This window comes from Streptomyces sp. NPDC008086, assembly GCF_042957325.1.
Taxonomy (GTDB): domain Bacteria; phylum Actinomycetota; class Actinomycetes; order Streptomycetales; family Streptomycetaceae; genus Streptomyces.
Genome location: NZ_JBIBIA010000018.1, coordinates 116,164 through 128,137, shown reverse-complemented (window position 1 = coordinate 128,137; position 11,974 = coordinate 116,164). Strand labels below are relative to the sequence as shown.

6 protein-coding genes and 1 pseudogene are annotated in these 11,974 nt (G+C 71.4%); 2 read left to right on the top strand and 5 right to left on the bottom strand.

Features of this window, described 5'->3' with window-relative positions; translation table 11 throughout:
• Together ACFZBP_RS40575 and ACFZBP_RS40570 are read right to left on the bottom strand one after the other, a co-directional pair.
• Positions 1 to 326: pseudogene (locus ACFZBP_RS40575) on the bottom strand (sugar ABC transporter permease); the annotation flags it as partial.
• Positions 326 to 2,005 (bottom strand): extracellular solute-binding protein, encoded by a 1,680-nt coding sequence (locus tag ACFZBP_RS40570; RefSeq protein WP_391420931.1) that lies wholly within the window; start codon positions 2,003 to 2,005, stop codon positions 326 to 328. The pseudogene ACFZBP_RS40575 and the gene ACFZBP_RS40570, both read right to left, overlap by 1 nt.
• 377 nt (positions 2,006 to 2,382) lie before the next feature.
• Between ACFZBP_RS40570 and ACFZBP_RS40565 the strand changes: the two genes are divergently transcribed.
• Positions 2,383 to 5,223: a glycoside hydrolase family 3 C-terminal domain-containing protein gene (locus ACFZBP_RS40565; protein WP_391420930.1), complete on the top strand. Its 2,841-nt coding sequence runs from the start codon at positions 2,383 to 2,385 to the stop codon at positions 5,221 to 5,223.
• A gap of 98 nt (positions 5,224 to 5,321) precedes the next feature.
• On the opposite strand, the gene ACFZBP_RS40560 is transcribed toward ACFZBP_RS40565, so the two are convergent.
• The 3 genes from ACFZBP_RS40560 to gabT form a co-directional block, all read right to left on the bottom strand.
• Positions 5,322 to 6,767 (bottom strand): aldehyde dehydrogenase family protein, encoded by a 1,446-nt coding sequence (locus ACFZBP_RS40560; protein ID WP_391420929.1) that lies wholly within the window; start codon positions 6,765 to 6,767, stop codon positions 5,322 to 5,324.
• 147 nt (positions 6,768 to 6,914) lie between these two features.
• Positions 6,915 to 7,718, bottom strand: coding sequence for a phosphatase PAP2 family protein (locus ACFZBP_RS40555; RefSeq protein WP_391420935.1), 804 nt, complete (start codon positions 7,716 to 7,718; stop codon positions 6,915 to 6,917).
• 222 nt (positions 7,719 to 7,940) lie between these two features.
• Entirely contained in the window at positions 7,941 to 9,275 is a 1,335-nt protein-coding gene (gabT, locus tag ACFZBP_RS40550; protein WP_383453963.1) for a 4-aminobutyrate--2-oxoglutarate transaminase, read from the bottom strand.
• Positions 9,276 to 9,547: 272 nt separating this feature from the next.
• Between gabT and ACFZBP_RS40545 the strand changes: the two genes are divergently transcribed.
• Entirely contained in the window at positions 9,548 to 11,959 is a 2,412-nt protein-coding gene (locus tag ACFZBP_RS40545; protein ID WP_391420928.1) for an ATP/GTP-binding protein, read from the top strand.
• Positions 11,960 to 11,974: the final 15 nt, after the last annotated feature.

The window sequence follows — 11,974 nt, the reverse complement described above, 5'->3', positions numbered from 1 at the left end:
GAGAACTGCTCCACGCCGACCCACGGGCTGTGGAAGATCGCCGTGACGCCGTTGCTGGAGACGTACGGGTCGTAGTCCTGGAAGGCGACGACATTACCCAGCAGCGGGACGTAGTTGAAGATCACGAGCAGGACGATGACAGGCAGCGTCATGAGGATCAGCGCGCGGTCGCGCCGCAGCCGGACCCGGAACGGAACCTTGCCGGCCTTGCCCGCCTTGCTCGGCACCGAGACCTTGGGAGACGCTGCGGCGACCGCGGCCGCCGGTTCCTCGACGGCCGCGGGGGGACGAGTCCCGTCGGGCCTGCTCCCGGCCGTGAGAGACATCAGTTGCCGCTGCCGTTCTTGTCGATGAGCTCCTTGTACCAGTCACGCAGCTTGTCGCCGCCGGAGGACTTCCAGGTGGAGATGGCCGCCTGGACATCGGACAGCTTCCGGTTGCCGCGTACGAAGTCGATCTCCAGCTGCTCGAACTGGCTGGAGAGGTTGGCGTAGCGGGTCGGCTCGACGATGTTCATGCCGAACGTGGACGTCTTCTTCATGAAGGCGCCCATCCGCTGCTGCCACTCGACCTGCTTGCGGGCGACGTCGGGGAAGTCGGGGTGGGCGAAGTAGGCGGCCGGTGCGGCCAGCATCACCCAGGCGTTGAGCACCTGGGAGTTGCCGAGGTCGTTCTTGACCGGGACGCCGTCCTTGACGGTGTAGTGGGTGCCCTCGACGCCGTAGTCGACGAGCATCCGCTCCTTGGTTCCGTAGGGAGCGGCCGCGAAGTCGGCGGCGGCCAGCGCGTTCTCGACCGTCGCCTTCGAGGCGCCCTTGCGGATCAGCGACCAGATGGTGGCGGGCTGAGAGGCCCACAGCGTCGGGTTGCCGCCGTCGGCGCCGAAGATGTCCATGGCCTCGATCCGGAGATCCGGGTTGGACTGGGCCTGTTCGGAGACCTTCCCGTACCAGTCGGCGATGTTGGTGTTCCAGACCAGGGTCTGCCCGGCGGTGAACCGCTGGCCCTGGTCGCCCGTGCGCGCCTTGTCGTCGGGATGGACCACACCCGCGTCGAACAGCTTGCGCGTCCACTCCAGTGCTTCGAGGTACTCGGGCTGCTCGATGCGGTACTTCAGCTTGCCGTCGTCCCCGATGTCCCAGCCGTTGGTCCCGGAGCCGCGGACGCCGAAGATGTTCCACGCGGTCCAGTTCATGTCACCGCAGGCCCACACCTTGGCCTTGGAGCTGGTGGCCTCCTTGGCCCAGCTGAGGAACTCCTCGGGCGACTTGGGGACCGAGTAGCCCTCCTTGTCGAAGACGTCCTTGCGGTACAGGGGTGCGATCCAGTTCGCGATGGCGGCCGGCATCGGGATACCGCGCAGGGCGCCGCCGAAGATGCTCATGCGCCAGGCGTCGGAGGGGATGGCCGCCAGGTTCGGGTACTTCTTGACCTTGTCGCCCGCCAGGTAGGGGCCGAGGTCCATGAACTTCGCGGTGACCGCGTTGGAGATCTTGCCGACCAGTTCCCAGCTGGGCACGACCACCATGTCGGGTATGGAGCTGGAGGCGAGGACGGCGCCGAGCTTCTCGCCGTAGGTGTTGCCGTCCTGGTTCTGCCAGGTGATCTTGGTGCCCGCCGCGGCGTCGAGCGCCGTGTAGTAGGGGTTGCCGGGCTTCGGCGGGGAGCCCCAGAACGGGGACATGATCTTGATGGGGGCGCCGGTGCCGAGCTTCTCGGGGACCGAGGTCTTCAGGGCCGCGAGGTCGACCTTGCCGGTGTAGCCGGCCGCCGAACCGTTCTTCGAGGGCAGGTCCGGCTGGGCGACCGCGCTGGCGACGTACGTCGGGAGCAGCTTGTCCGCGGCCTTGCCGGACGTGGCCCCTTCGCGCGAGCCAGTTTCCGAACCGCCACAGGCGGCGAGCAGTGGCATCCCACCGGCCACCGCTGCGGTGGCGACCGCCGTGGAGGCGAGGAAGCTTCTCCGGCTGGGTCCGGAGGGGGCGGAGTCGGCGTTCGGCGTCATTGCGTCAACCCTTCATGGCGCACCTGGACACCCGGCGGAGGGCCGTCGGCTGCGGTGTCTTAAGTGGAACTGGCTGAGCTGAAGCGATCCTGCGACCACGGCGGAGGGGCGTCCGTGCAGCGGGCGAGCCTCGTAGTCGAAGTAGTCGAAGCGCTTCGATGTTGCTGCGAGGTTAAGTGAAGGCATAGGGGCGCACAAGGGTCGATTCCAAGATTCCTCCGAGGTGTGGAGGATCCGACCGCCGTCTTACGGCGCTTGAAATAAAGGTCAGGAGTCGGAGTTGTTGCGCCGAGGTGTCTTGACACTTGACCCTGGATCGAATCAGCATCGAAGCGCTTCGAAAGAGCCTCGCCGCTCCATTGCAAGGGGAACGCCACGTGACCGCACAAACGCCGCCTACGCCGCCGTTCCGTGATCGGCGACTGCCGTTCGCGAAGCGCATCGACGACCTTCTGTCGCGGCTCACGCTCGACGAGAAGATCGCTTTCCTGCACCAGTTCGCGCCCGCCGTCGAGCGGCTCGGCATCGACGCGTTCCGCACCGGCCAGGAGGCCCTGCACGGCGTGGCCTGGATGGGTCCGGCGACCGTGTTCCCGCAGGCGATCGGGCTGGGCGCCACCTGGAACACCGAGCTGGTGCGCCGGGTCGGCGAGGCCGTCTCCAAGGAGACCCGCGCGATGCGCGCCCGCGACGACCGCGTGGGACTGAACGTCTGGTCCCCCACCGTGAACCTGCTGCGCCACCCCCTGTGGGGCCGCAACGAGGAGGGCTACTCGGAGGACCCGAAGCTCACCTCGGCCATCGCCACCGCGTACACCCGCGGCCTGCGCGGCGACCACCCGACGTACTGGCGCACCGCGCCCGTCCTCAAGCACTGGCTGGCCCACAACAACGAGACGGGTCGCGACGTCACCTCGTCCTCGGTCCGCCCGCGTGTCCTGCACGAGTACGACCTGCGCGCCTTCCGCGAGACCGTCGAGGCGGGCGCGACGGCCGGGGTGATGCCGGCGTACAACCTGGTCAACGGCCGCCCCAACCATGTCTCGCCGTATCTGCGCGAGCACCTGCGCACCTGGACCGACGAGGAGCTGCTGGTCTGCTCGGACGCGGGCGCGCCCTCCAACCTGGTCGACTCCGAGCACTACTTCGACACCCACGAGGAGGCCACGGCCGCCGCGCTGCTGGCCGGCGTCGACAGCTTCACCGACCACGGCACCGACAGCTCGAAGATCACCGCACGGGTGCGGGGCGCCTTCGACAAGGGGCTGCTGACGGAGTCGGACATCGACACCGCGGTGCGCCGTCAGCTCTCGGTGCGCTTCCGGCTCGGCGAGTTCGACCCCGAGTACGACCCGCACGCGCTGACCAAGGACTTCGACACCCCGGCCCACCGCGCGCTCGCCCAGGAGGCCGCCGAGCAGTCGGTCGTGCTGCTGAAGAACAGCGCGGGACTGCTGCCGCTCGCCCCGGACACCCGGATCGCCGTGGTCGGTCTGCTCGCCGACGAGTGCAAGCTCGACTGGTACAGCGGCACGCTCATCCACCGCTCCACCCCGCTGGAGGGACTGTACGAGCGGTTCGGCGCGGAGCGCGTGGAGTTCGCGGAGGGCGTTGACCGGGTCCGGCTGAAGACCTCGGCCGGAACCTTCCTGCACGTCCCCGAGGCGGACGCCGACGTCGAGGTGCGCGGCGCCGAGGGCGCCCTCGACCCGGCCCTGCTGGCCGGCCGCACCGATCTGCCGCCGCTGACCACCGACCCGGTCGGCACCGAGTTCGCGCTCGTCGACTGGGGCGAGGGCGTGCTGACCCTGCGCGCCCCCGACGGCCGCTATCTGTCGGTCGCCGACGACGGCCGTGTCCGCGCCTCCGCCGACCAGCCCGGCGGCTGGGTCGTCCAGGAGACGTTCCGCCTGGAACCGCACGAGAACGGGCACCTCCTGAGGCATATCGGTACGGGTCGCCACGTCTCAGTCGCCGCCGACGGCGCGCGGGTTGCCGAAGCGAATCCGGAAACGTTCCAGCTCATAGTCGTCGAAAGCGGCGAGGACGCTGTAACCCGGGTCACTGCGCAGGCGGACGTGGTCGTGGTCGTCGCGGGCAACGACCCGCACATCCACGGCCGTGAGACCGAGGACCGCCCGACGCTGCGCCTGCCCGGGCACCAGGAGCGTCTGCTGCGCGCCGCCCGCGCCGCCAACCCGAACACGGTGCTGGCGCTGGTCTCGGCGTATCCGTACGCCGTCGATCACGCGGACCTTCCGGCCCTGCTGTGGATGTCCCACGGCGGCCAGGCGACCGGCACCGCTCTCGCCCGTGTCCTGGCCGGCGACGTCTCCCCCGCGGGCCGGCTCCCGCAGACCTGGTACGCCGCCGACAGCGACCTGCCCGACCTGCTGGACTACGACGTGATCGGCAGCCGCCAGACGTACCTGTACTTCGAGGGGACCCCGCTGTTCCCGTTCGGCCACGGCCTGTCGTACGCGGCCTTCTCCTACTCCGACCTCGCGACCCGCGCCACGGACGACGCGCTGCACGTCTCCTTCACGGTCACCAACACGGGCGACGTGCCGGCCGACGAGGTGGCCCAGCTCTACACCCGCGCCGTGGACCCGGCGGTGCCGCGCCCGCGCCGCGAACTGGTGGCGCACAGCCGGGTGCGGCTGGCACCCGGCGAACGGACGGAGCTGAGCTTCGAGGTCCCGCTGTCGTCCTTCGACTTCTGGGACGTGGCCCGGGGCACCTGGCGCCGTGAACCCGTCCCGTACGAGGTGCTGGCCGGCGCGTCCAGCGAGGACGTCCGGCTGCGGACGACGGTGATCCTGGACGGCGAGGCGTCCGCCCCGCGTCCGGTGCTGCGCCGCGGGCTGGACGCGGCCGACTTCGACGAGCAGAGCGGCGTCGCGATCGTCGACCGTACGCGCACGGCGGGCGACGCGGTGACCCCGGCGCAGGGCAGGTCGGGTGAACTGGTCTACCGGGACTGCGACTTCGAGGGCGGGGTCACGGCGGTGACGGCGACGCTCTCCGGGGACGGCGCGGTCGAGGTGTCGCTGGACGGGGGCGCGGTGCTCGCCGTGCTGACGTCTCAGGCGGGGGACGGCGCGAGCCCCTACGACTACGTGACGAAGCGCGCCGGGATCATCGCCGAGGGCGTCCGGGACGTCCACCTCAGGCTGCGCGGCCCGGTGCGGCTCGCGCACGTCGGCTTCTCCGGTTGAGGGTCCGGAAGGAGCTGACGTAGAAGAAGGGGTCCGGCACCGGAAGGCATCGGTGCCGGGCCCCTTCACAGAGCCTAACTGAAAATGGATCCCATTTACTAGAGGGCGAGACCGGTGAGCACCAGCACACGCTCGTAGGTGTAGTCGTCCATCGCGAACTTCACGCCCTCGCGGCCCACACCGGACTGCTTGGCACCGCCGTACGGCATCTGGTCGGCGCGGTAGGAGGGGACGTCGCCGATGACGACGCCGCCGACCTCGAGCGCGCGGTGCGCCCGGAAGGCGGTCTGCAGGTCGTGGGTGAAGACCCCTGCCTGCAGGCCGTATTTGGAGTCGTTGACGGCGGCGAAGGCGGCGGCCTCCCCGTCGACCTTCTGCACGGTGAGGACGGGTCCGAAGACCTCCTCGCAGGCGAGGGTGACGTCGGCGGGTACGTCGGTGAGGACGGTCGGCGCGTACGAGGCGCCGTCCCGCTTGCCACCGGCGAGCAGCACGGCCCCGGCCGCGACGGCCTCGTCGACCCAGGCCTCGACGCGGCGGGCGGCGTCCTCGCTGACCAGCGGCCCGACCTCGGTCGCGTCGTCGCTCGGGTCACCGGTGACCTGGGCCTCGACGGCGGCGACGATACGCGGCAGCAGCCGGTCGTACACGGAGGCGTCCGCGATCACCCGCTGCACGGAGATGCAGGACTGGCCGCCCTGGTAGTTGGAGAAGGTCGCGATCCGGGTCGCGGCCCAGTCGAGGTCCGCGTCGGAGGCGTAGTCGCCGAGCACGACCGCCGCGCCGTTGCCGCCCAGCTCCAGGGTGCAGTGCTTGCGCGGCACCGAGTCCATGATCGCGTAGCCGACCTTCTCGGAGCCGGTGAAGGAGATGACCGGCAGGCGCTCGTCCTGGACCAGGGCGGGCATCTTGTCGTTCGGCACCGGCAGGATGCTCCAGGAGCCGGACAGGAGGTCGGTCTCGGCGAGGAGCTCACCGATGACGAGCCCGGAGAGCGGGGTCGCGGGGGCGGGCTTCAGGATGATCGGCACACCGGCGGCGATGGCCGGGGCGATCTTGTGGGCGCACAGGTTGAGCGGGAAGTTGAACGGCGCGATGCCGAGGACGACGCCCTTGGGGAAGCGCCGGGTGAGGGCGAGCCGTCCCTGGCCGCCGAGGTCGGTGTCGAGCCGCTGGGCCTCGCCGCCGTTGAACCGCCGGGCCTCCTCGGCCGCGAACCGGAAGACGGACACGGCACGGCCGACCTCGCCCCGGGCCCACTTCATGGGCTTGCCGTTCTCTGCGGAGATCAGCCGGGCGATCTCCTCGGTCCGCTCGGCGAGCCGCCGGCTGACGTGATCGAGGGCCGCGGCACGGGTATGGGCCGGGGTCGCGGCGAAGTCGTCGCGGACGGCGTACGCGGCGGCCACGGCCTCCTCGATCTGCGCGTCCGTCGGCACGCTCACCTTGCCGACGACCCGCCCGTCCCACGGGGAGGTCACATCAAAGCTGTCCTCGCCGCTGACCTGGCGGCCGGCGAGCCAGAAGGCGTGGCTGGAAGTCATGTCGTTTCCCGGCCCTTCCGCGTTCGGGGTGTCCTGGTGTGTCGTCGTCCACGGTAGGGGCGCGGGGACTGAAGGGTGTTTGTCCGCGGTGTAGTGGTGCCGGTGGCGGGTGCGCCGGATTGGCGGAGAGCGGGAGGGGCCGTGCGGCTACCGGGTCCGGGCGGCGGTGTTCCGGCTCAGGAACAGCCAGAGCGAGACCAGCAGCACCGTGCCGAGGCACCAGCTGGCCACCACGTCCAGCGGCCAGTGGTAGCCGCGGCGGACCAGCCCGAAGCCGACGCCGAGGTTGAGGACGGCGCAGGTGACGAGGAGCGCGCGGCGGGCGAAGACCGAGGTCAGCCAGGGGAGGAGCAGCAGGGTGGCGGCGCCGTAGGCGATGGCGGCCGTGGCCGTGTGGCCGGAGGGGTAGTAGCCGGTGGCGGGCGGGACGACGGGGGTGCCGGGCCGGTCGGTCAGCAGCTTGAGGGGGACCACGAGCGCCGGGACCAGGGCCATGAGCAGGGCCGCGGCGGCGGCCGGCAACCACCAGTGGTGTGTACCAGTACGGCGATGTCGCCAGGTGGCGTATCCGAGCGCGAGGGCCAGGACCGGCACCGCGACCGGCACGTTGCCCAGGTCGGCGAGGAGTTCGGAGAGGCGGTCGGGGTGGACCAGGGCCCGGCTGACCGCGGCGTCGGCGTCCAGCAACGCGCCGGCGCTCACCACCTGCCAGGTGATGAGCGCGAAGAGCAGGGCGGGCAGCCCGAGAAGGAGGAAGAGGGAGGTCGGCCGCCCCGGAACAGGGGGGGTGGTTCCGGGGCGGCCGTCCGGATCGGATCGTCGCACGCCCCGGGGGGTTTGGGGCGGGCGACTGTCCGATCGGTGAGGAGATCCGGAGCCGGAAGCTCCGGGTGTGTGCGCGAGGGCACGACCAGGTCGAAGCTGGGGAGGCCTCGGCCCGAAGTCGCCCAGAGTCCCCTCTGGGCGGGGTGTATCTCTCATCTGGTTAGAACCTACGACAGGGCGATGGCGTCAGCCAGACGGAATCGCGTCCTGACATCCACCTCGCACACCTTCTTCACACGCTCTGACGGTAGCCGCCCCAGCCCCGGAACCGCGAGCGGTGGCAGGGCTGGGGCGGATGAGGCTCCCGGGACCGGGAACCCGGCGTTCACCAGTGGTTTCGCTGTGACCTCAGATGCGGGTGAAGGCCTGCTCGATGATGTCGAGGCCCTCGTTCAGCAGGTCGTCGCCGATGACCAGCGGCGGCAGGAAGCGCAGCACGTTGCCGTAGGTGCCACAGGTCAGGACCAGCAGGCCCTCGGCGTGGCAGGCCTTGGCGAGCGCGGCGGTCGCCTCCGGGTTGGGCTCCTTGGTGGCGCGGTCCTTGACCAGCTCGATGGCGATCATGGCGCCGCGGCCGCGGACGTCGCCGATGATGTCGAACTTCTCGGCCATCGCGGTGAGGCGGGCCTTCATCGTGGCCTCGATCGCCTTCGCCTTGGCGTTGAGGTCGAGCTCCTTCATCGTCTCGATGGAGCCGAGCGCACCGGCGCAGGCCACCGGGTTGCCGCCGTAGGTGCCACCGAGCCCGCCGGCGTGCGCGGCGTCCATGATCTCGGCGCGGCCGGTCACGGCGGCGAGCGGCAGACCGCCCGCGATGCCCTTCGCGGTGGTGATCAGGTCGGGCACGATGCCCTCGTCCTCGCACGCGAACCACTGACCGGTACGGCAGAAGCCGGACTGGATCTCGTCGGCGACGAAGACGATGCCGTTGTCGGCGGCGAACTTCCGGACGGCCGGCAGGAAGCCCTTGGCGGGCTCGATGAAGCCGCCCTCGCCGAGCACCGGCTCGATGATGATCGCGGCGACGTTCTCCGCGCCGACCTGCTTGCTGATCTGGTCGATGGCCTGCGCGGCGGCCTCCGGCCCCGCGTTCTCGGCGCCGGTCGGCCAGCGGTAGCCGTAGGCGACCGGGACCCGGTAGACCTCGGGCGCGAACGGGCCGAAGCCGTGCTTGTACGGCATGTTCTTCGCCGTCAGCGCCATCGTGAGGTTGGTCCGGCCGTGGTAGCCGTGGTCGAAGACGACGACGGCCTGGCGCTTGGTGTACGCGCGGGCGATCTTGACGGCGTTCTCGACGGCCTCGGCACCGGAGTTGAACAGCGCCGACTTCTTGGCGTGGTCACCGGGGGTGAGTTCGGCGAGGGCCTCGGCGACCTCCACGTAGCCCTCGTACGGGGTGACCATGAAACAGGTGTGGGTGAAGTCGGCGAGCTGGGCGGAGGCCCGGCGTACGACGGCCTCGGCGGAGGCGCCCACGCTGGTCACGGCGATACCGGAACCGAAGTCGATGAGCCGGTTGCCGTCGACGTCCTCGATGATCCCGCCGCCCGCGCGCGCGGTGAACACGGGCAGCACGGAGCCCACGCCCTGCGCGACCGCGGCGGTGCGGCGGGCCTGCAGCTCCTGCGACTTCGGGCCGGGGATGGCGGTGACGACGCGGCGCTCCTGCGGAAGTGCGCTCATGAGGGGCTCCTGGGGGTGTTGCGGACGCTTGTCTTCTCTTTTCTCGCAGGCTAGGTCGGGGAGCGAGGCGTCGGCATGCTCCATGTGGGCGTTGTCAGAAGTGCCGGTTGTCCGTGGTGGACATAGCGGCACCGGGCGGCGGCCGTGCCGGTCGGAGCATCTCGGTGGGTTCCGTCGGCCGTGTAAGCGGTGAACTCCCCAGGAGAGGGCGTTAGATTGACTCGCTGATGGTGGATGGCAGGGACGGAACGGCTGGTCAGGGGGAAAGGGCGATGGACAGCGACGGGACGCAGGACGCTCGGGGTACGCACTCGACGCCTGTGCCGCGTCCGGCGATGCCGCCGGAGGCCCCCCCGGTACCGCCGCGACCCACGCGGGCACCCGACGCCCGGGGCGGGCGGGAACTGCCCTCCCGGCCGGGGGCCGGGTCCGTGGCCGAGTGGCTCAACGAGCCCCGGTCGGCCGCCCGGCCCGGGATCTGGCGGTTCGGATACCGCCTGCCGAAGGCCGCGCAGTCGGGCGCGGAGCGGCTGGCGCCGGTCACGGTCGTCGGGCTGCTCGTCCCGCTGGTCCTGGCCCTGCTCGTGTGGTCGCTGTGGCGGCGCGGCAGCATCCCGTACCAGTTCTCCGTGCTGCGGCTGTTCACCCCGGACGACTGGTGGTGGGGCGGCACCCTCGCGTCCGCCAAGGACTGGCACGGGCAGGAGGCCCTGGTCGTCTACAACGGCCTCTTCTTCGCCGTGCTCGTCTACGCGATGGGCCGGCTGGGCAGCTGGCCCGACGTGGTCCGGCACTTCGTGGGCGGGCGGCCCCAGCCGGCGCGGGCGCTGCTCGCCGCACTGGGCGCCCTGGTCACGCTGAGCTTCGTCTTCCCGAGCGCCTTTCCCGGCGTCTCCTGGGACGCGCTTCCCGTGGTCGCGCCCCTGTTCTCGCTCGTCGCCCTGATCTCGGGCGGCTTCGACCTGTTCACCTCGGTGCTGTTCACCGACGGCGTGTACACGGTCGTCACCCTTGCGGTCCTGTGGCCCTTCGCCCGGGTCGGCGACTGGTGGGGGTATGTGCGGGAGCGGCTCGCCGTCCGTGGCGCCGCGGCGCGGCAGGACCCGACGGCGGCCCCGGACCGGCCGCGCGCCGAGTGGCCCGAGCTCCGGCGGGCGGGACAGCACGAGGCGGCCGATCTGCTGACCGCCGAGGTGGCCGGGCACCGTATGAACGACGTGGACTGCGCCCGGCTGGAGCACGCCTGGACGGTGGCCAGGCAGGAGGGTTCCCTCCAGACCTTCCGCGACACCGTGCTGCGTCAGGGCGGCGCGTCCTGGACGCACCCCTCCGGGGCCCGGGACCTGCCGCGCCGTGCGGCCGACCACGACCTGCTCGCCGGGCAGGTGCGCCTCGGGCGGTGGGTGGCGGCGGAACGGGCTCCGCGCGCCTACCACGACGCCGGCGCCGCGGTCGGCCCCGACGTGCTGGGTACGTCGCTCCTCGCGATCGGGCCCTCCGGGGCGGGCAAGACGCGGCATCTGATCGAGCCCGTGACGGAGTCGCTGGCGCTCCAGGCGCTCACCGGACGGTGCGCCGTCGTCGCCGTGTCGGCCGCGGGCACCCGGCTCGCCGCGGACTCGGCGTTCGATGTGATCGTCCGGATCGGGGACCCCACCTCCGTCCACGACCTGGATCCGTACGCGGAGTCGGAGGACCCGGACGAGGCGGCCGCCGTCCTCGCCGAGGGCCTGGTGGGCGACCTCGACACCGTGGGCAGCCAGAGCGCCGCCACCGCGCTCGCCCAGCTGCTCGGCCCCTACCGGGCGGTGCACGGCCGGTTCCCGACCCTGCCGGTGCTGCGTGAGCTCCTGGAGGGCGAGCCGTCGGCGCTGTCCGCCCTGAAGGACGCGCTGGCGTCCGGTGGTCACACCGTGATGCACCGTGAACTCGAGGCGCGCATCCGGCAGATGGGCAGCCCGGCCGATGTGGGCCGTGCCCTCGCCGACCGGCTCGCGCTCCTCAACCGGCCGGCCTTCACCGAGTTCTTCGGCGGGGGCGGCGCCACCCGGCCGTTCTCCCTGCGTGCCGTGGCCCATCATCCGCTGCGGGTCCGCATCGACCTGCCCGAGCAGGGCCACGAGGAGGCCGCCCGGCTGCTGACGAGGCTCGTCCTCGCCCAGTTCGGCGCGGTCGTACGGGGCGGGAAACGCCGTCACTTCGCCTGTCTGGTCCTCGACGACGCCACCGGCGCGGTCACCGCCGAGTCGGTGCGCCGGATCCAGCGGCTGCGCTCCCAGAACGCGGGCGTCGTCCTCGCCCTGCGCACCATCGGCGACGTCCCGGAGTCCCTGCACGGCCCGCTGTACGGGGCGATCGGCTGCCGGATGGCGTTCTCCGGTGTGACGACCTGGGACGGCAGCCGGTTCGCGCAGACGTGGGGCACGGAGTGGGTGGAGACGCGGGAGGTGGCCAAGCACACGGTCTTCGCCGACCAGCCGATGACCCGGCTGATCCACGCCCTGCGCAAGCTCGTCACCGGCAAGGCGGTGACGACGGACGCGGTGACCGTGCGGCAGGTCGAGCGTGAGCGCTGGTCGGCGTCCGAGCTGGCGCACTCGGTGCCGCCCGGGCACGCGGTGCTGTCGCTGACCAGCGTCGACGGTGAGCACGCGCCGCCGTTGCTGGTGGATCTGCGGGGCTAGCGGACCCCTCGGTCC

Bases quoted from the DNA above. Each gene is read 5' to 3' on its own strand.
- ACFZBP_RS40570 (WP_391420931.1), bottom strand. From the start codon at position 2,005: ATGACGCCGAACGCCGACTCCGCCCCCTCCGGACCCAGCCGGAGAAGC.
- gabT (WP_383453963.1), bottom strand. From the start codon at position 9,275: ATGAGCGCACTTCCGCAGGAGCGCCGCGTCGTCACCGCCATCCCCGGC.
- ACFZBP_RS40545 (WP_391420928.1), top strand. From the start codon at position 9,548: ATGGACAGCGACGGGACGCAGGACGCTCGGGGTACGCACTCGACGCCT.
- ACFZBP_RS40560 (WP_391420929.1), bottom strand. From the start codon at position 6,767: ATGACTTCCAGCCACGCCTTCTGGCTCGCCGGCCGCCAGGTCAGCGGC.